Below are 17,249 nucleotides of genomic sequence, written 5' to 3'. Positions count from 1 at the left end.
GAGGACAAATGCCATGGGAGACCAGAAGCGCCCGCTCCAACCAGGGGAATACGCACCCGCCTTCGCACTTCCGTCGGCAAATCAAAAAGGAACGGTTTCACTCGCGAGCCTCCACGGTCACCCTTTTCTGATCGCCTTCTTCCGCGGGTTGCACTGCCCGTTCTGCCGGCGTCAGGTGGGGCAACTCGGTAGTCTACAGCCTGCCCTGCGCGCCGCGGGGGTGGAAACAATTGCCGTGATCAACACGCCGGTGGAGCGCGCCCGCATATATTTCGAGCACCGGCCGACGCCGGCCGTGCTCCTGTGTGACCAGGATTGCTCCACGCACCGGGCCTTCGGCGTGCCGCACGGCGACTTCCTGCCCGAGGACAGCCGCGAGAAACCAGTATGGCCCTATCGGACAAGCGTGGAGCAATTCGAGGCCGCTCGCATTAACCCGACGGGCGAATTGCCGGAAGCGTTACACCCGATGGCGGCCAATGCCTTACTCAACGCCCAAGACGGCTTCGAGCTTACTGAAGTTGATCATGCCATCTTCGCAAGGCACCCGACACAGCTTGTCGGGCACTTCCTCATCGACGGCGATGGCATCGTTCGCTGGGTGCAAATTGAAGCGCACGACGGGCCTGACAGCCTCTGCATCTTTCCAAACGCGGCGGAAATGCTCGCCGCTGCCAGCAGCCTCCGACGCTGAAGGCGTCGCCATTCGTCAAGCGTGCACCACCTCCTCGGGCGGGAAGGATTTTGACCGCTGATAGTCAGGATTAAAAGCGCAAACAACCGCAACGGGCTGTCAGTTAGAGTTCAATCGGATCAGACGCGTCCGATGGCCGAAAACGGCCGGAATGCCCGCGAGCGCTTATGTCCTTATATCGAAGCTAACTCATGCTCGGCCCTTGACCCACGGCGGATGAGATTCAGACATCCGGAAGACGCTTTTCGCAGAAGCCGCGGAGATTTGGCTGTCCGTTCCGACCGGGATACGCCACCGACAATCGCCTGGACCATTCCGCCCAGCTAGAATCAGTGGTAACCCTTTCAACTGATTTGTTTCTCAAGGTTGTCGTGTTTCTCAAGGGCGCATAGTGTTTCGGTTTCCTCTCTTCATAGCGATGACTTTGATTATCGCCTTTGGCGGCGGGATCATGATTTCGCTCTACGCGCTGGACGCAACGGCCGGCTTCGGCGCGATCAAGCTCGGCGCCTGGGAGGCGTTCCCCGAATTGCAGACGGAAAGCGCCGACCCTTACGCTAAATCGCACAGGGCGCGCGCCGGGCGCCTGCTTTACGGAAACGCCGAAGGCCTGATGTTCACCGCCAAGGTCGACGATGCCGGCGCGCGGCTGAATGCCGGCTGCAGCTATCGCATCACGGGGCAGACGCCACCTGCCCGGATCTGGACGCTGTTTACCGCTGACAATAGCGGCAACCCGGCCTCGCTGCGGACGGGACTTCCTGGCGCGATGAACTCCTGGACGGTGCTGCGGCAGCCCGACAGCAGCTTCTCAATCGACATTTCCGCGCAGGCGCGGCCGGGCAATTGGCTCGCGCTGCCGGCCGCCGGCACGTTCCAGCTCGTCCTGACGCTTTTCGACACCCCGACAGCCGGTAGCTCCGGCGTTATCGACCTTGCTATGCCGAAGCTCCAGAAAACCGGATGCGGCAATGCTTAGGATCCTCTTCGCCATCCTCGCGGGACTTTTCGGGGCAGCACTGCTGCATCTCGTAATCATCCTCTCACTGCCGCACTTTACTGGCAAGGATGCCGCGACCCGTGTCGCGTCCGAGGGTGATCTCGACAAGTTCTACCTGCTTGGGGCCACCGATGACGCGGCAGGACTTTCCAACGACGATCCCTTTGTCCGCACCGCTGTCTGCGCGTTCGACATTGAGGAAAATCCGGTCCGGCTGACTGCGAAAGGCAATGTGCCGTTCTGGTCGACAGCACTCTACGATGAGGCCTCGAACGAGGTCTTCAGCATGAATGACAGGACGTCGGTCGGCGGTGCGCTGGATATTCTGGTCGGAACGCCGATCCAGTTGACCGAGCTTCGCAAGGCTTTGCCACCGGATCTGCAGAAAACCATTCTCGTGGAAAGCACGCGTTCGGAAGGCTATGCGGTGCTGAGGACATTGGCGCCCCAGGCGAGCTTCGCCGCGGCCGCACGGAACTTTCTCGCGGAGGCCGGCTGCGACGAATATGCCGGCTCCTCGAATTGAAGCAATCGATCTATTTTTTGGCCCGCGAAACGCGATGCCCGGAGGAACGCTTCGAACTCTCCGTCAGGCGCTCGTAACGCACGCCGGTGAAAAGCAGGATCTGTGCCTCGACTGGTTTCTTGCCCTTGCGGCGTCGCGTCTGAGACAGACGGTCCGCCAATGCGACGACTATTGCCATTCTCGTCTCCATGCACGGCCCGAGACGGATGAACTGTGCAATCTCACCCTGCCCGCCTATGCGAGCCAGCGCGTCCTGTAGAGCCTGATACGGGGCTCCGAGGCATTCGCGCCTTTCTCACGGCACCTGTTCGAAATACCGTGATGTGAAACCGGACGACCGAAGCGCTCGGCCGCCGTTCATATCCGAATTGAGACATATGACCGTTAACAGATCGTTAATTTCATGCGTGAACACTAGCTACTTCAACGACGTTCTATAAACGCGCCGGACCGTCTTTTGGTTTCAAACGTCTCACAAGAAGATTCGGTCCACAACGGCGCAATGATATTAGCATTAATTCATATACTTAACGGAGGTTGTGCCGTCGGATCTCCCGATCACGATTTCCTGTCACAAAAATATCAATTGCGGTCTCCAGCAATACCGGTAAAGTTGTATAGTCGGAGAAAATTCACGGCCGCTCGGCTGGGCACCGTTCCGTTCGCTGCGGACAAGGAGGGGTCAAGATGTCTTTGCTTATCGGTTCGACATTCTCCCCCGAGGACCTCGATGTGCTTCGCCATGCGCTCGATGCCTGGTGTGCGGAAAAGCGGATCGACATCAAGAGCCCGGAGGCGCAACTGGCAGCCTCCGCTGCGCTCGACCTCTACCAATCCGGAAACAACAGTGCCGAAAGGCTTCTGGCAGCGCTGCGCGAACATAAGGGGCTTTAGTCTCGGACGCAATTTCCGCAACCGCCGGCGGTGGGTCCTTTCGGCACAAATTCATGAAGGTCTTTAGTAAGCATTAACCCTGCCCATGTAGGATTTGTTCATAACCTATGTGGGGTAAGGGGCGTCCCTCCGCGTCCAGTCCTGCGACATCCCGTTTTTGCGTTTCCAGGGTGTGTTCTTGTGCGTGACCGGTTCCGAGACCTAGAGGCCCCATCCGCCAGCCGCAAGAAGGACGTGGTTCTCATGGCGACCGTCAGCAGCTTCGAGGGATTGCAACCGCCGACCCGCTCTGAACTGCGCCAATTCGCCGAACTCTTCACGCCGTTGTTTCAGGCATCTTCCGATGAGGCGAGACGGCAGGCCGTCGCTGCCCTTTCCCAATGCCCGCAGATTCCGGCGGCTGTGGCACTGTTCGTCGGCTCCCAGCCGATCGACATCGCCGCCCCCTTCCTCACCTCGTCACCGGCGATCGACGACGAAACCCTGATCACGATCGCGCGCACCCAGGGCAGTGCGCATATGAAGGCGATCGTCAGCCGGAATGCTCTCTCGCCGCGCGTTATCGACGCTCTCGTCGGACTGCGCCAGACTGACCAGCGACTGGCGGCACCGGCCGAGATCGAGGCTCCCCTCGTGGTACTGCCCGAAGTGCCCGCCGCGACATCCCTCGAGGAAGCGGAAGCTGCCGCTCGCCGCGTCAACGAAGAAGAAATGCGCGACAAGATCCGTGAACTGGCACGGCATGTCAGCCGTCCGGAAGGCGATCGCCTTGGCCTGCGCAACCTGTCGCCGATCCAGGCTGCCCTCCTCGTGCGCTTCGCCCGCAACCGTGAGGCCGCGCTCTTTGCGAAAGCCCTTGCCGACGGACTTTCCGCAAGCCGCTGGCTTGCCGAGCGCATCATGCTCGATATCTCCGGACAGCAGCTCGCGACCACGCTCATCAGTCTCGGCATAGATTTCCTCGACGCCGTCTTCGTGCTCGAAAAGCTTTATCCTCACCTCGCGGAACCGCAGCACGGCGTAACGCGCGCATGGATGGTGCTGGACGGGCTTGATCCGGAAGAGTGCAACGCTCGTGTCGAGGCTTGGCGTCGCGCCGACAATTATACCTATCTGCCCGAGGAAACAGGACCTGCCCACTCGGCCCGCGAGGTGCCGCCGGCCCGGGGCAGGCGTTTCACCCGCTCGCGCTGATCCTGCCTATAACGGGTTCTGCCGCTGATCAACCAGCGGAACGATATCACCGAGATCATCAGCCTCGAGCTCGACGACCCAGAGATCAGGATCGAATTTGCGTTCACGCTCGAGGAGTTCCCTGACCCTCTCAGGCTCCTCCCGCGTCAGTCGCTGCTCGAACAGTCGCTCGCCGCTCGTCTCCCCGTCGAACAGGCTTTGCGGCGCGGGGCCATAGAGCGTCTCCAGACCATCGCGGAAATGCTGGCGAATAAACACGGCGCCGGCCTCGTCGGCGCCTTTCACCTCGACAGCGGCAAAGTCGCCCCTGGCAAAAACGCGACGCAGAAGGGCGGAGACGAAGATGTCGGTGCGCAATCTCATGGGCGAGCTATAGCAGACAAACGGATGGCGGCAATGCAGGGCATGCGCTTCATAGCGCGCCGATTTCCTTGAGCTTCTTCAGGACCGCCTCGCTGGGCTCGCCATTCTCCGGAAGGTTATAGTGCTTCTGGAAGTGGCGGATCGCGGTGCGTGTCTGTTCGCCGGGCACGCCGTCGACGCCGACGTTGGCGTAGGCCATGTTGCTGAGGCCCTTCTGGATCTTCAGGACGAGATCGACGGTCGACAACTCCGCGGACGGCGTGGCTTTTTTTGCCGGTGTCGGCGCGGTCTTGACGGTCTTTTCGGCGCTGCGGATGGCGGCTGCGACCGGGTCCTCGGCAGATGCCTTCGAGGTGACGTCGGCCGGCGGCTTTTCCAGCGGAACCGCCGAGGGGCCGACCGAGTCGGTTCTGAGCGCTGCCAGCACATCGGGCGTCGGTTCGCCCGTCTGCGGCATGCCCACGGTTTCTTCGAAGAACAGGATCGCCGCGCTGGTGCGCGGACCGATGACCCCATCCGGTGTGCCGTTGTAGAGGCCGCGCCGTACCAGCTCGGTCTGGATGTCCATGACGATCTGGCTCCGTTGCTGACCACCAGGAGCGGCCGGCGGCGTCGCATTGGTCTGCGTGGCGTCGGCCTCGTCCTGCCGCTGGATCTTGAAGGTCGTGACGTTCCCGCTTTGCTCCTCGATGGCCGGGCGGCCACCAAGCGCATTCGGGAAAAGCGCATCGCGCGTGCGCAGGAAGGGGTGCGGATGGGCGCCCGGCTGATACCAGAGCGCGTTGGCGGCGACGAAGCTGAAGATGACCAAGAAGGCTGCCGTGCCGCCCGCGACCGACGGGTTACGGCCGATCACGCCGCCGAGCGCGCTTGCGCCCTGCAGCCCGATACCGCCGACGACGGTTGCCCCGGTGAGAAGGAGGCTCGGCCGTTTCTGCCGACCTCTCCTTCCCTTAGGCGATTTTCGCTTGCTCGCGGCCATCGAAAAGCCCCTCTTCCAAAACGCCTGCTCGCGCCGGCGCAGCCTTCAGTCGCGGCGGGAACTCGACAAGATCGTTGCGGGCAGTACCCACAGCCGGAATGCCAGAGCCATCCGCTGCAATGGAAATCGTAATGATCGTACCGGCACCGGGGGTGCTGGCGATTGCGAAGTCGCCGCCATGCAGCGCCACCAAGCCCTTCACCAGCGACAGACCGAGCCCCGTCCCTTCGAAGCGGCGGCTATAATCATTCTGGATCTGGACAAAAGGTTGACCGAGCATTTCCAGCTTGTCGCTTGGTATGCCGATGCCGGTGTCGCTGACGCAGAGGTTCAAGACGCCGTCGCGCATCGACGCATCGATCGAGATCGCACCGCCCGCATCCGTGAACTTCACGGCATTGCCGACCAGGTTGATCAGGATCTGCTGGATCGCGCGCTGGTCGGCTACGACCTCATCGAGACCGCGCTGGACCCGGCTCGTCAGCGAGACACCCTTGGTCTTCGCCTGCAATGTCAGCATTGCCTCGCAAGAACGAACGACGGATGCAATGTCGAAGGGTTCGAGGCAGAGCTCGTAGCGCCCGGCTTCGATCTTGCTCATGTCGAGCATGGTGTTGACGACCGAGAGCAAGTGCGCGCCGGAATCCCTGACGAGGCCGACATACTCCCGCTGGCGCTCATTCTCGAACTTGCCGAAATATTCGCCGATCAGGATATCCGAGAAGCCGAGGATCGCATTGAGCGGCGTGCGCAGCTCATGGCTGACGGCGGCGAGGAACCGCGACTTTGCATCGTTGGCCGAGCGGGCGTCATCGGCACGGTTCTGCGCCTCCTGCCGCAACTGCTGCTCCAAGGAGACATCGCGTAGCTGGGCAATCACGCTGAAGAGAGCACCGTCGCTGTCTTGCCGAGCCGTCAGGTCCATCCGCAGGTAGGCAAACTGCCTGTTGTCGCGTGAGACCGAAGGCCGTTCCAGCCGCAGGTCGACTGCGGCAGTCGCCTCACCCTGGCGAAGCTGATCGAGTGCCTGCAGAAAAAGGATACGGTCGGAGACGTGTATCTGATCGACAAAGCCCTTACCGATCGGATCGCGCATCCAGGCGAGAAACTCGCGCTTGTCACGGCCACCGACCGAGGTGACGTTGCCCTGAGGATCGAGGAAGAAGGCGAGACCGGCGGTGGCCTCCATGAAGAAGTCTTCTGCAATTGGCGGGGCGGCCGCAGCCGTTGCCGTGCTCTGGCGCGACAGGGCAATGCTGCCCACTGCGGAGAACAGGAAGGCCGCGCATACGGTGGCGACACCCACAGGCAGCGCGATGGCGGGACTGGTGACCAAGGAGAGCCCGATGGGGGCTGCAACGAGAGCCGCCGACGACAGTAGCGCCAGCCGGCGCAGGATCATCAGTTCGCGCTGACGCACGGCTGCACCACCTCCGGTCCGGGAGAGCCAGCTTCCAACTGCCCGGTCCACGAGGGCTGCCGCCCGCTCTGCGATCTTACTCATTACACGCACGCAATACCCGCCCGAAAAAGGCTCTTTACCAAGGCCGACAATAGGCCTTGGGCGCTTAAAGAAAGGATAAGGGAAAAGCCGCCTCCACACCTCAAAAGAGCGAAATGTCCCGTTTTTGGGCATCTCGAAGCGGCTTTGGTTTTTACGGTTAACGGGCGGTAAGCGACGGAATTCGCTCACATTTCAGCCTATCGTTAACCTTTGTGGCAGCTTCGCCGCAAGGTTTGCCTGCAATTACAGGGAGAGACCCGTTACATGCTTAACGACGGTCACTACAATTTGACTGAAATGTGGTGCAAATCCCATTCATTAAAATTCGAGCTAAATTTGCCGCAAATGCCGACGAGTTTCGAAAACCGGTATTCGCAACTCTGCTCTAAGGTCAAAGCACACCGGAAGACCGGACCGATTCGGCAGCAAGACCGAACGGGAAAACAGGATGGGCAACGACTATGTGGTTTCTGATCAAAGGATCATTCTGGTTCGGGCTTGTGCTCGTGCTCTTGTCGTTCTTCAGCGGCGAAAGCCCGACCGGTTCGCAACCGAAATTGCAATTTTCCGACGCCTTTGTCGCGGCGACAGGCGCCTATGACTATGTGACCGGCATGTGCGGCGAGAAGCCGGAGGTCTGCGTCAAGGGCGCCGAGACCATGGCCGCGCTCGGCCATCGGGCCCGTGAAGGCGCCCGAGTCGCCTACGAACTTCTCGACAGCCGCTTCGGCGACGACAAGGCTGCCAAGCCGGCCGTTGCCGCGAACGCGTCGGTCGCACCCGTCGCAGCACTTGCGCCCTCCCATGCCGAGGCCCAGACAGTGGCGCAGGAACGGACCGCAACGCTGAACCAGCCAATGCCCTATCGCCCGCCGGTTGACGATGGCGATCAAAGTGTTTCCGACACCGTGACGACCGGTACCATTCCGCTGCCGACGCCGCGTCCGGCCACCTGAGAATTCCGCGGGATTTCCCGCAACCAAGCTTGCACCGGCCATCCGCCAAGCCGCGGAAAGTCCCGTGCCTGACGTGCCTGCCCTGTTTATTTTCAGCGTTTGCTGCGCCGCGAGGATGCCCATCCTTCGCGGCGTTTCTTTTTAATGGTTCAAATCTCGCCGCGTTTCACCTATATGAAATCTTGATAACGAAAGGCCACAATACATGACGTCCCTTGAGCAGATCCTCGATGACTTTTCCTTCCTCGACGACTGGGAAGATCGCTATCGCTATGTGATCGAGCTCGGAAAGGCACTTCCAGACCTTCCTGACGACAAGAAGACGTCTGCCAACAAGGTCATGGGCTGCGCCAGCCAGGTTTGGCTCGTTACACATACCGAGGGCGACCCGGACAATCCTGTCATGACCTTCGAAGGCGACTCCGATGCGCATATCGTGCGCGGACTCGTGGCCATCGTGCTCGCGACCTACTCGGGCAAGGCGGCCTTTGAGATCGCAGCACTTGACGCCTTCGACGTGTTCTCGAAGATCGGGCTCGTCGAGCACCTTTCCTCGCAGCGCGCCAACGGTTTGCGCTCGATGGTCAATCGCATCCGCGAGGAAGCGCGCGTGCGCGCGGTGGCCTAGGCATCCCGGCACCAATCACGAATACAATTCCGGCCGATAGCCCTCCGCACCCCAATGCTCCATTCTGGGCCGGCGTGCGGGCGTGGGTGGATTGTAGTGCCGTGACAGCGCCATCAACGCCGTCCGCAACATCAGCTTGGCGGAACGCACTGGCCACTGGCGCTCACGTTCGACGGCCTCCAGCCCCTTCATGAAGCAGCAGACATCAAGCGCCACGCCGGCGAGCTCCGGTCCCATCGCTTCCAGCGCGCGATTGACCGCGACCCGCGCGGCGATCGCGCTGTCGGTTAGGCCGCCATGCCGCCGCGGGCTCCATTCGTACGGCTTGCGTGACGCGGTTCCCTGGAGGCGGTGATCCGCGGCTGTAACTGACCGCGCGTGAAATCGGCAAGCAGCCGTTCGCCAGCAGCAAGCGCCTCCACCGGGAGAAACGGCCCGCCACTCTTCTCCTTCAATCGCGCAAGGCTTGAGAGCGGCGATTCCTCCCGGTTAATCCCCACGGGCTGCAGGCAGCCGCCCACCTCGGCCGCAAAATGGCCGATTGCGCCATGCTGTTCGATGAAGGCCTCCTCCCTCGGGGAGGCGGCACGCCTGAGATAGGAGCGCGCAGCGGGGTACAGGCAAATGTCAAGCGAAGCGAGGAATTGACCCCTCCTATTGCCTCACCCAGGAATGTTACTGACGTTGGGGGCAGTTTCTCATTTCGCCCGACAGCGAATCCGCCCGCTTCCGCGGCTAGCCAGCCCGGCAGATACAGCCTCGACCAGCAAAGTTTCGGAAACGATGTGAAGCGAGCCATCGCCGAGGTCCAGTGACAGGGCCGATCAAAAGTTCACCATGGCCTTGTTCGCGTCATTCATTCCCGAATACCCCGTTCGATCGAAACACAGAATTGACCGTCCGTTCGACGGCCGCGACGAATTCGTCGAACGCCGGATCGTCACGGCGATCCTCGACGACATGGCAAGCATGTCGACCGTCGTGCGGTCGCGGCCGAAGGCTCCACCGATCTCATAAAGCGCGATCTGGAGAGCGACATGGCAGACATACATGGCGATCTGCCTGATATGGCAGAGCGTGCGGCGCCGATCCCGACGCATCTGGATGCGATGGCTGGCAAGCATAACCATCTCGGTGGTGATCTGCGCACAGATCCGGCACACAGCGCGGACAGACATCGTTGCGGGAGGCGAGGCAAAACCAGAGGCCGCGCCTTGCGCCGTTACTACTTGGGGAAAGGATGGCACAGAGGCGCCTGGCAAAGCAAAATTTGCAATCGGCATACGAACACTCCTAAAATAGGAATTAATTCCTACGCACAGCAATGAGGCAACTGCGCAACTTTCTGTTGTTTTTGTTCGTCAATTTCTTTAACGGGCGGAAATAAATAGGATTATTTTCCACATGTATTCACCCCAAAAACACAAAAGCCGGGCTTCCGCCCGGCTCTACAGGATCAAATCCTTGGCAAAATCAAACGCGTCCGCGCTTGCGACGCTGACCGAGCCCCATTTCCTTTGCGAGGCGCGAACGCGCTTCAGCATAGGCCGGCGCTACCATCGGGTAGTCGACAGGGAGTTCCCACTTCTCGCGGTATTCTTCCGGCGAAAGGCTGTGATGGGTCATTAGATGGCGCTTCAGCGACTTGAAGTTGCCACCGCATTCCAGGCAGGTAATCTGCTCATCCTGGACGGATTTGCGCACCGATACAGCCGGCTTCTGCTTCTCGACGACCGCTGTTGCAGTCTGCGGCGTCGACGTGTTGCTGAGTGCCGAATGCACGTCCGAGATCAAGTTAGCGAGATCGCCAACTGGCACAACGTGGTTGCTGACATAGGCGGCGACAATATCTGCGGTAAGCTCCACCAGCAATTCCGGCCCGCTACCGGCTGCAGTATCCGTCATATTACGTTTCTCCTGTTTCAATGCTCCAAAGGTCTCGACCCCTTAAGACAAGACCGTCATCGTAGAGCAACAGCAAAAAACCCAGGCTACGGCTACCTGTTTCGAAAAACTGAAATCCACCCCTAGATTCCTGAGGCCGAAACCCGTTCTTATACTGCCTGATTTCGAATTAGTACGCTATCACGCAGCCCACTTCCTCAATTAAACACTGAAATTCAAAGCCAAGGAGGAAATAAGCAACGTGATTCTAATTCAATATCAGAACTCTACTTAGACCATCAAATATCACCGTTTTGCGAAAACGCCAATTATTATTTCATATATATCTACCGAAAAATGCACCTTCGCAAGAATTGTTCATCGAGAACCCAAACATTAACCATTAAGAAATCTGCAAGTGGGTGCAAAAATCAACTTAAAATACTGAATCGGAAGCGCTCTCATCTTTTGGCAAGGTCATCGCGCACGGATTGAGGGCCGAGGCGGTATCCTGTCTGATGCGCGGCCTTGGCAAGGAGGTGCGCCGCGACCGGCGCCGTCAACAGGAAGAAGACGAAGCCAGCAAGCGCTCGCGCAAAGGTCGCGACCTCGCCCGATGCGATTCCAGCGGCAAAGAGCAGCATGCCCGAGCCCACTGTGCCCGCCTTGGACGCGGCATGCATGCGCGTATAGAGATCCGGCAACCGCACGACGCCAAGAGCGGCGACAAGCGCAAACACCGAACCGGCAAGTAGAAGGAAAGCGACGAGGAGCGCTGCCGCGTAGTCCATCATTTCTTGCCCTTCCTGTCTTTCTTGCCGCTGCGTTTGGCCGCCACTTTGGGCTTTTTCGAGGCACCCCCCGCATTTTCGCTGTGCCGTTCCGCGACAGTCGCGCGCGACATGACAAAGCGCGCGAAGGCGACAGTCGCCAGAAAGCCGACCAAGCCCAGCGAAATGGCAATATCGATGTAGAGGCTGAAGCCCGTTTTGACCGCCAGCACGGCAATGAAACCGATCGCCGTGCCCGAGAGCGTATCGAGCGCCAGTATCCTGTCGGGCAGCGTCGGCCCGGCGAGGACCCGCCAGCCGGCCAGAAGGAAGGCAACGCCAAGGATCACCAGAGCAACCGCGGCGGCCGTGGAAATGATCGCGAGCGGTTCGATCATCGGAAGGCCTCCATGATCCGGCGCTCGAAACCGTTGGCGATATTGCGTTTGGTCGCCTCGGGATCGGAGCAATCCAGCGCGTGCACATAAAGCGTCATGCGATCGTCGGAAACATCGACCGACAGCGTGCCCGGCGTCAGGGTGATCATGTTGGCAAGAAGGGTGATCTCGAAATCGCGGTCGACAGTCAGCGGAAAGGCGAAAATGCCGGGCTGCAGCCGCATATTGGGCGTCAGCACCGTGACGGCGACCTTCCAGCCCGAGATCGCCAATTCCTTCAGGAATAGAAGTGCAAGCTGCACGATCGCCCAAGACCGGCGAAGATACCCCCGGCTGCCATAGGGTTCGCGAACAACGGACAAGCACAAGGCGCCGATCGCAAAGCCGAAGAGGAGGTTGTGCGGCGATGCGCTGCCGGTGACGGTAGCCCAGGCGACGGCTAGCAGGACGTTCAGCAGGAGGGCAATCATGGCATCCCTCCACCCGGAAAGACCGATTGCAGATAGGGCGTCGGATCGATGAGACCGTTCGCTGCTACCTGCGCCATGTCAAGCAACTGTTCGGGCAGTATGCCGAACGCGACGACGAGAGCCGTCAGGATGGCGAGCGGCAATCCCGCCTGCCAGCCGATGGAGGCTGCCGCCTGCGGTGTCGCCGCCGGCCGCCAATAGGCGAGCAGGAAGACGCGCCCGAAGACCACCGTCAGCAGGAAACCGCCGATCAGGATCGCCGCGGCTAGCCACCAGGCGCCGACGTCGATCGACGCCCTGACCAAAATCACCTTCGGCCAGAAGCCGGAAAAAGGCGGCAGTCCGCAGGCGGCCACGAAGAGGATGAAAGAGAGCGCAGCAAAGCCGCTGCTCTTGCGATAAAGGCCACCGAGCCCTGCCAGCGAGAAGCCGCCAGCAAGGGCAGCCGCCTGTCCGGCCAGAAGATAGAGCGCCGTCAGCAGCACCATCGAATGCAGCGCGTAAAAGATCGCGCCGGACAAGCCGCCCGGCGTGCCGAGCGCAATGCCGACCAGCATGTTGCCAATGCCCGAGATCACGACATAGCCGAGCAGTTTGCGGATATCGTCCTGCGCCAGCGCCCCAAGCGCGCCGATGATGATGGTCGCTGCCCCGGTTGCCGCGATCAGCAGGCTCAATTGCTCACGCTCGACCGGCAGCAGCATGACCATGATGCGGATCAGGGCGTAGACGCCGACCTTGGTCAGTAGACCGGCAAACAGCGCCGACACGACGATGCGCGGCGTATGATAGGAGGCCGGAAGCCAGAAATTGACGGGAAAGGCCGCGGCCTTCATCGCAAAAGCCAGCAGCACGAGCGCCGAGAGCGTCATCAGCGGCGCGGTGTCGCGCACACTTTCCACCTTGCCCGCGATGTCGGCCATGTTGAGCGTGCCGAAGACCGCGTAGACGATGCCGACCGAGATCAGGAACAGCGTCGTGCCGATCAGGTTCAGCACCGCATATTTCATGGCCCCGTCGATCTGCCCGCGCTCCGAGCCCAGGATCAGCATGCCGAAGGACGAGATGAGAAGCACCTCGAACCAGACATAGAGATTGAAAACGTCGCCCGTCAGGAACGCCCCCGAGACACCTGCCATCAGAAGCAGCAGGAAGGGGAAGAAACCGTATCGCCGGCCGCTTTCGGTGACGTCCTTCAGCGCATAGAGCCCGCCTGCGAGCGCCGCGATGGCGGCGGTCAAGGCCATCAGCGCGCCGAAGAGATCGACGGTGAAGGCGATACCGAAGGGCGGAAGCCAGCGCCCCATCACCATGGTCAGCGGACCATGCGCGACGACCTTTGCCAGCAGCGCGGCATCCAGCAGGACCAGAACGGCAAGGCCCGGAATGGCGACCCGCGCCTGCAGCCGCATCGAGTTGCGCATCATCAGCAGCACGGCGCCGAGCGTAATGCAGAGCGCGACAGGTGCGATGACGAGCCAGTTTGAAAGAGGCACGGGCGCTGTGACCATCGCAGCCGAGAGATCGGCGATCGTGTTCGTCGGGGCCGCCATCTAGTACCCCATCGGTGGCAGCGGCGGATCGACGGGCTCGGCGACACGCATCTTGTCCGTGTTGTCGGTGCCGATGTCCTGATAGGCGCGATAGGTCAGCACCAGCAGGAAAGCGAGGAAGGAAAACGAGATGACGATCGCCGTCAGGATCAGCGCCTGCGGCAGCGGATTGGCGGCGCCGTCGGGGAGCGTATCGAGGTTTGCAGGGATGATCGGCGGCACCTCGCGCGTCAGCCGCCCTGCCGTAAATAGCAACAGATTCACCGCGTTGCCTAAGACGGCGATGCCGAGCATGATCCGGATCGAGAATTTCGACAGCATCAGATAGATCGCGGCGGCGAAGAACAGGCCGACGAGGATGGCAAACAGCGGCTCCATCACTCGACCTCCCTTTCCTCAAGCGCCAGCGCGATCGACGTGATGGCGCCGACAACCACCAGGTAGACCCCGATATCAAACAGCATGACGGTCGACAGCGGCACCTCGACGCCTGCGATCTCAGGATAGACCCACAGCCCGGTCATGAACGGCACCCCAAACACGATCGACAGCAGGCCGGCGGAGCAGGACATCAACAGCCCGGCGCCCGATATCGACAGCGGATGGAAGACGATGGCCCGGCGCACGGCTCCGACGCCGCGGGCAATGCCGAAGATCGCCAGCGCCGACGCCGCAATCAACCCGCCGATGAAGCCGCCGCCCGGCTCGTTGTGGCCACGCAGGAGGACGAAGACGGAAAACAGCAGCATCAGAGCCGTCAGCACCGGGGCGATCGTGCGGAAAATCAGCGTGTTCATGGGCGCTCGACTCCCAGATCCTCAGGCGCATCAGGATCGTTTTCCGCAAGCTTGCGCTCGGTCTGCGCGCGGATGCGAATGAGGGCGAGGATCGCAAGGCCGGTGATGGCAACGACCGCGATCTCGCCCAGCGTGTCGGTGCCACGGAAATCGACGATGATGACGTTCACGACGTTGGCGCCGTGCGCGATGGTCCTCGAGTAAGTGTTGAAGAACTCCGTCAGCGCGTTGTTGAAGGGTGCCTGAGTGGCTTTCATCAGAAGAAGCGCAAAGCCGCTGCCGCAGGCGAAAGCGATGCAGCCATCCAATATCTTCTGACCAAGCGGCCGCCGATCGGCCGGCGACAATTGAAGGCGGGTCATGACCAGCGCAAGGATGACGACCGTCAGGGTCTCGACCACGAACTGCGTGAAGGAAAGGTCGGGCGCACCGAACAGGAGGAATATGATGGCGACAGAGAAGCCCTGGATGCCGAGCGAGACGATCGCCGTCAGCCGGTCGCGCGCGATGACAACGCTGAGCAGGCCAAGGACGGCGAGCAGGAAGATCGCCCATTCGTGGATCTGGACCTCTCGCGGCGAGACGGGCAGCGCCGGCATTTCGCCAAAGAGCCAGAGCGGAACAAGCAGGGTGGCTGCGACGCAGAGGAAGGTGCAGGTGATGTAGAGTTCAAGTCGTCCCGGCTGGACGAAACGCGTCACGCGGACCGACAGTCTGATGAGGCCGGTGATAAGGTAGTCGAACCCACGATCCGGTCCGGGTCCGAGCCTTCGCAGCACCGCCGCGATGGTCAGGCGCTCTTGATCTATCCGCCAATAGACAAGAATGCCGAGCGCGATCGTAAGAGCAGAAAGAAGCAGTGGCACGCCAACGTGCGGGACCAATGAAATCTCGATCACGCTCGACGATCCACGGACAGCGGACGCCGCGGGAGACGAGATGAAGAGGTGCGCGGTTGCAGAGAAAACCGCACCGATCAGGCCCAGTAGTGCCAGGACCACGGGACCAATCCACAGCAAGGGCGGTGCCTCATGCGGGTGCTTTGGCGTTTTCAGGACCGGCCCGAGAAACGGCTTCAACGCCACCGCGAATCCGACCGCGAACATCAGCGCATTGCCGACCACTGCAACCAGCGTAAAAACGATCGATCGCGGGTCCGCATGTGCCAGCGCGGCATAGATCTCTTCCTTGGCGAGGAAGCCGAAGAACGGCGGCAGACCGCCCATGGAAATCGCCGCGGCGAGTCCGGCCGCAAAGGTCAGCGGCATCGCCGACCTCAGGCCGCGCAGTCTGGTAATGTCGCGCGTGCCGGTCTCATGGTCGATGATGCCGGCGACCATAAACAGCGCGCCCTTGAAGAGCGAATGCGCCATGAGGTAGAGCGCCGCTGCCTCGATGGCGTAGCGCGCGTCGAAGCCCGTCAGCAACACCAGAAGGCCAAGCGACGAGACCGTCGTATAGGCAAGCTTGAGCTTGAGATCAGTCTGGCGGACCGCAAGCAGTGTGCCGACGATCAGCGTCACGCCACCAAAGAGCGGCAGCAAGATCGCCCAGGCTGATGTCCCGCCCATCACCGGATTGAGCCGCATCAGGAGATAGACGCCCGCCTTCACCATCGTTGCGGAGTGCAGGTAGGCGGAGACCGGCGTCGGCGCCTCCATCGCGTTCGGCAGCCAGAAGTGAAACGGAAACTGCGCCGACTTGGTGAACGCGCCGCCGAGAACGAGGATCAGGATTGCCAGATAATATGGATTGGCGCGCAGCAGATCACCCGATTGCAGCAACGTCGACAGGTCGGTCGCGTTTGTCGTGCTCCAGATCAGGAGCAGGCCCGCCAGCAGCAGGAGGCCGCCGCCGCCGGTGACGACGAGCGCCTGCAGGGCGGCGCGGCGGGCAGCCTCGCGCTCATGATCAAACCCGATCAGCAGGAAGGACGTGATCGACGTCAGTTCCCAGAAGATGAAGAGCATCAGCAGACTGTCCGAGACGACGAGGCCGAGCATGGCGCCCATGAACAGGAAGATGAACGAGAAGAAGCGCCCCTGATCCGGATGGCCTTTGAGGTATCCGCCGGCGTAGAGGACAATCAGCGTGCCGATCCCGGTAATCAGCAGCGCGAAGGTCACTGAAAGACCGTCGAGCAGCCAGGAAAAACGGAGGTCGAAGCTCGGCACCCAGGCATAGCCACCGGTAATCACCTCGCCGCCTGATATCGCGGGCAGCAGGCTGGCGAAGTGCGCAAAGGCCAGCAGCGGCGCGAGCGCCAGCGGCCAGGCGGCGTTTGCACCAAAGACGCGAACGAGAAAGGGAGCGAGAACGGCGCCAAGAAGTGGCAGGCACAAGGCCGCAAATGTCAAAGCCGTGACACCGGCCATGTGCCCTCCGCTGCTGGCGACGCTTCGTGGAGCCGGCCAAAGCCGGAAGTCCTGTCAGGTGTACGAGAACAGGCGCGCTGTCACAAGTCTTGTTCGACCGAGAGCAACCGCCAGCGGCAGATAATCACAGGGAACGATCGTTTCGGGTCCGCAGACTGCTTGCGGCTTCGAGACGTTCGTTGAAGCGATATCAACCGAGGCGGTCCAGGGCGCTTTAGGCCTCCGCAGCGACCAACATTCTCGACGAAGCATCAACGAGAT

At 61.1% G+C, this 17,249-nt stretch carries 22 protein-coding genes; 7 read left to right on the top strand and 15 right to left on the bottom strand.

All coding sequences use genetic code 11. The features are described 5' to 3' along the window. Positions 1 to 13: 13 nt before the first annotated feature. The 3 genes from NBG89_RS03905 (at position 14) to NBG89_RS03895 (ending at position 2,220) form a co-directional block, all read left to right on the top strand. Positions 14 to 694 carry a peroxiredoxin-like family protein gene (locus NBG89_RS03905; protein WP_431321805.1) on the top strand — a complete coding sequence of 227 codons (681 nt, stop codon included), beginning with the start codon at positions 14 to 16 and terminating at the stop codon, positions 692 to 694. 391 nt (positions 695 to 1,085) lie between these two features. Then, a complete protein-coding gene (locus tag NBG89_RS03900) occupies positions 1,086 to 1,673 on the top strand; it encodes a DUF1214 domain-containing protein (protein ID WP_431321804.1) in 588 nt (195 codons plus the stop codon). Beyond that, on the top strand, positions 1,666 to 2,220 hold the full coding sequence (locus NBG89_RS03895) for a DUF1254 domain-containing protein (protein WP_431321803.1): 555 nt from the start codon (positions 1,666 to 1,668) through the stop codon (positions 2,218 to 2,220). The genes NBG89_RS03900 and NBG89_RS03895 overlap by 8 nt, the downstream gene beginning before the upstream one ends. A gap of 10 nt (positions 2,221 to 2,230) precedes the next feature. Here the strand turns inward: NBG89_RS03895 and NBG89_RS03890 are convergent, their stop codons facing one another. Continuing rightward, complete coding sequence (locus NBG89_RS03890) at positions 2,231 to 2,398, bottom strand: hypothetical protein (protein WP_431321802.1); 168 nt, start codon at positions 2,396 to 2,398, stop codon at positions 2,231 to 2,233. 509 nt (positions 2,399 to 2,907) lie between these two features. On the opposite strand from NBG89_RS03890, the gene NBG89_RS03885 reads away from it, so the two are divergent. Together NBG89_RS03885 and NBG89_RS03880 are read left to right on the top strand one after the other, a co-directional pair. Then, positions 2,908 to 3,114, top strand: a complete 207-nt coding sequence (locus tag NBG89_RS03885; protein WP_431321801.1) for a hypothetical protein — start codon at positions 2,908 to 2,910, stop codon at positions 3,112 to 3,114. Between the two features lie 180 nt (positions 3,115 to 3,294). Continuing rightward, on the top strand, positions 3,295 to 4,308 hold the full coding sequence (locus tag NBG89_RS03880) for a DUF2336 domain-containing protein (RefSeq protein WP_431321800.1): 1,014 nt from the start codon (positions 3,295 to 3,297) through the stop codon (positions 4,306 to 4,308). Between the two features lie 6 nt (positions 4,309 to 4,314). Here NBG89_RS03880 and NBG89_RS03875 read toward each other — a convergent pair whose 3' ends face one another. From NBG89_RS03875 to NBG89_RS03865, 3 genes are read right to left on the bottom strand one after another with little or no spacing between them, the layout of a single operon-like run. After that, on the bottom strand, positions 4,315 to 4,671 hold the full coding sequence (locus NBG89_RS03875) for a DUF1491 family protein (RefSeq protein WP_431321799.1): 357 nt from the start codon (positions 4,669 to 4,671) through the stop codon (positions 4,315 to 4,317). A gap of 49 nt (positions 4,672 to 4,720) precedes the next feature. Beyond that, positions 4,721 to 5,653 (bottom strand): peptidoglycan-binding domain-containing protein, encoded by a 933-nt coding sequence (locus NBG89_RS03870; protein ID WP_431321798.1) that lies wholly within the window; start codon positions 5,651 to 5,653, stop codon positions 4,721 to 4,723. Continuing rightward, the gene (locus NBG89_RS03865) at positions 5,625 to 7,157 is read right to left on the bottom strand and encodes a sensor histidine kinase (protein ID WP_431321797.1); all 1,533 of its coding nucleotides are present in this window, start codon (positions 7,155 to 7,157) and stop codon (positions 5,625 to 5,627) included. The genes NBG89_RS03870 and NBG89_RS03865 overlap by 29 nt, the downstream gene beginning before the upstream one ends. A gap of 461 nt (positions 7,158 to 7,618) precedes the next feature. Between NBG89_RS03865 and NBG89_RS03860 the strand changes: the two genes are divergently transcribed. Next, positions 7,619 to 8,113, top strand: a complete 495-nt coding sequence (locus tag NBG89_RS03860) for a DUF5330 domain-containing protein (RefSeq protein WP_431321796.1) — start codon at positions 7,619 to 7,621, stop codon at positions 8,111 to 8,113. Between the two features lie 205 nt (positions 8,114 to 8,318). Beyond that, complete coding sequence (locus NBG89_RS03855; RefSeq protein ID WP_431321795.1) at positions 8,319 to 8,741, top strand: SufE family protein; 423 nt, start codon at positions 8,319 to 8,321, stop codon at positions 8,739 to 8,741. A 15-nt stretch (positions 8,742 to 8,756) separates the two neighbouring features. Here NBG89_RS03855 and NBG89_RS03850 read toward each other — a convergent pair whose 3' ends face one another. From NBG89_RS03850 to NBG89_RS03800, 11 genes are all read right to left on the bottom strand, one after another. After that, positions 8,757 to 8,987 carry a DUF6456 domain-containing protein gene (locus tag NBG89_RS03850; protein WP_431322771.1) on the bottom strand — a complete coding sequence of 77 codons (231 nt, stop codon included), beginning with the start codon at positions 8,985 to 8,987 and terminating at the stop codon, positions 8,757 to 8,759. A 41-nt stretch (positions 8,988 to 9,028) separates the two neighbouring features. Next, a complete protein-coding gene (locus tag NBG89_RS03845; protein WP_431321794.1) occupies positions 9,029 to 9,241 on the bottom strand; it encodes a DUF6456 domain-containing protein in 213 nt (70 codons plus the stop codon). 324 nt (positions 9,242 to 9,565) lie between these two features. Then, positions 9,566 to 10,024, bottom strand: coding sequence for a helix-turn-helix domain-containing protein (locus NBG89_RS03840; protein ID WP_431321793.1), 459 nt, complete (start codon positions 10,022 to 10,024; stop codon positions 9,566 to 9,568). 190 nt (positions 10,025 to 10,214) lie between these two features. Continuing rightward, the gene (locus NBG89_RS03835) at positions 10,215 to 10,646 is read right to left on the bottom strand and encodes a MucR family transcriptional regulator (RefSeq protein ID WP_007801148.1); all 432 of its coding nucleotides are present in this window, start codon (positions 10,644 to 10,646) and stop codon (positions 10,215 to 10,217) included. A gap of 440 nt (positions 10,647 to 11,086) precedes the next feature. After that, the gene (gene mnhG / locus NBG89_RS03830; protein WP_431321792.1) at positions 11,087 to 11,419 is read right to left on the bottom strand and encodes a monovalent cation/H(+) antiporter subunit G; all 333 of its coding nucleotides are present in this window, start codon (positions 11,417 to 11,419) and stop codon (positions 11,087 to 11,089) included. After that, positions 11,416 to 11,793, bottom strand: coding sequence for a cation:proton antiporter (locus NBG89_RS03825; protein ID WP_431321791.1), 378 nt, complete (start codon positions 11,791 to 11,793; stop codon positions 11,416 to 11,418). The genes mnhG and NBG89_RS03825 overlap by 4 nt, the downstream gene beginning before the upstream one ends. Beyond that, a complete protein-coding gene (locus tag NBG89_RS03820; protein ID WP_431321790.1) occupies positions 11,790 to 12,263 on the bottom strand; it encodes a Na+/H+ antiporter subunit E in 474 nt (157 codons plus the stop codon). Before NBG89_RS03820 ends, NBG89_RS03825 begins: the two co-directional genes overlap by 4 nt. Then, positions 12,260 to 13,816 carry a Na+/H+ antiporter subunit D gene (locus tag NBG89_RS03815; protein WP_431321789.1) on the bottom strand — a complete coding sequence of 519 codons (1,557 nt, stop codon included), beginning with the start codon at positions 13,814 to 13,816 and terminating at the stop codon, positions 12,260 to 12,262. Before NBG89_RS03815 ends, NBG89_RS03820 begins: the two co-directional genes overlap by 4 nt. Beyond that, complete coding sequence (locus tag NBG89_RS03810) at positions 13,817 to 14,194, bottom strand: Na+/H+ antiporter subunit C (protein WP_431321788.1); 378 nt, start codon at positions 14,192 to 14,194, stop codon at positions 13,817 to 13,819. It lies immediately after the preceding gene. Continuing rightward, complete coding sequence (locus NBG89_RS03805; protein WP_431321787.1) at positions 14,194 to 14,613, bottom strand: Na+/H+ antiporter subunit B; 420 nt, start codon at positions 14,611 to 14,613, stop codon at positions 14,194 to 14,196. Before NBG89_RS03805 ends, NBG89_RS03810 begins: the two co-directional genes overlap by 1 nt. Further along, on the bottom strand, positions 14,610 to 16,988 hold the full coding sequence (locus tag NBG89_RS03800; protein WP_431321786.1) for a putative monovalent cation/H+ antiporter subunit A: 2,379 nt from the start codon (positions 16,986 to 16,988) through the stop codon (positions 14,610 to 14,612). Before NBG89_RS03800 ends, NBG89_RS03805 begins: the two co-directional genes overlap by 4 nt. Positions 16,989 to 17,249: the final 261 nt, after the last annotated feature.

Source organism: Rhizobium sp. YTU87027 (assembly GCF_050644135.1).
In the GTDB taxonomy this organism is placed as follows: domain Bacteria; phylum Pseudomonadota; class Alphaproteobacteria; order Rhizobiales; family Rhizobiaceae; genus Rhizobium.
This window is presented reverse-complemented; position numbering and strand designations above follow the sequence as displayed.

Excerpts from the sequence above, each read along its gene's own strand:
- NBG89_RS03905 (WP_431321805.1), top strand. The coding sequence starts at position 14 with ATGGGAGACCAGAAGCGCCCGCTCCAACCAGGGGAATACGCACCCGCC.
- NBG89_RS03895 (WP_431321803.1), top strand. The coding sequence starts at position 1,666 with ATGCTTAGGATCCTCTTCGCCATCCTCGCGGGACTTTTCGGGGCAGCA.
- NBG89_RS03890 (WP_431321802.1), bottom strand. The coding sequence starts at position 2,398 with ATGGCAATAGTCGTCGCATTGGCGGACCGTCTGTCTCAGACGCGACGC.
- NBG89_RS03885 (WP_431321801.1), top strand. The coding sequence starts at position 2,908 with ATGTCTTTGCTTATCGGTTCGACATTCTCCCCCGAGGACCTCGATGTG.
- NBG89_RS03875 (WP_431321799.1), bottom strand. The coding sequence starts at position 4,671 with ATGAGATTGCGCACCGACATCTTCGTCTCCGCCCTTCTGCGTCGCGTT.
- NBG89_RS03870 (WP_431321798.1), bottom strand. The coding sequence starts at position 5,653 with ATGGCCGCGAGCAAGCGAAAATCGCCTAAGGGAAGGAGAGGTCGGCAG.
- NBG89_RS03865 (WP_431321797.1), bottom strand. The coding sequence starts at position 7,157 with ATGAGTAAGATCGCAGAGCGGGCGGCAGCCCTCGTGGACCGGGCAGTT.
- NBG89_RS03860 (WP_431321796.1), top strand. The coding sequence starts at position 7,619 with ATGTGGTTTCTGATCAAAGGATCATTCTGGTTCGGGCTTGTGCTCGTG.
- NBG89_RS03855 (WP_431321795.1), top strand. The coding sequence starts at position 8,319 with ATGACGTCCCTTGAGCAGATCCTCGATGACTTTTCCTTCCTCGACGAC.
- NBG89_RS03840 (WP_431321793.1), bottom strand. The coding sequence starts at position 10,024 with ATGCCGATTGCAAATTTTGCTTTGCCAGGCGCCTCTGTGCCATCCTTT.
- NBG89_RS03835 (WP_007801148.1), bottom strand. The coding sequence starts at position 10,646 with ATGACGGATACTGCAGCCGGTAGCGGGCCGGAATTGCTGGTGGAGCTT.
- mnhG (WP_431321792.1), bottom strand. The coding sequence starts at position 11,419 with ATGATGGACTACGCGGCAGCGCTCCTCGTCGCTTTCCTTCTACTTGCC.
- NBG89_RS03825 (WP_431321791.1), bottom strand. The coding sequence starts at position 11,793 with ATGATCGAACCGCTCGCGATCATTTCCACGGCCGCCGCGGTTGCTCTG.
- NBG89_RS03820 (WP_431321790.1), bottom strand. The coding sequence starts at position 12,263 with ATGATTGCCCTCCTGCTGAACGTCCTGCTAGCCGTCGCCTGGGCTACC.
- NBG89_RS03815 (WP_431321789.1), bottom strand. The coding sequence starts at position 13,816 with ATGGCGGCCCCGACGAACACGATCGCCGATCTCTCGGCTGCGATGGTC.
- NBG89_RS03810 (WP_431321788.1), bottom strand. The coding sequence starts at position 14,194 with ATGGAGCCGCTGTTTGCCATCCTCGTCGGCCTGTTCTTCGCCGCCGCG.
- NBG89_RS03805 (WP_431321787.1), bottom strand. The coding sequence starts at position 14,613 with ATGAACACGCTGATTTTCCGCACGATCGCCCCGGTGCTGACGGCTCTG.
- NBG89_RS03800 (WP_431321786.1), bottom strand. The coding sequence starts at position 16,988 with ATGGCCGGTGTCACGGCTTTGACATTTGCGGCCTTGTGCCTGCCACTT.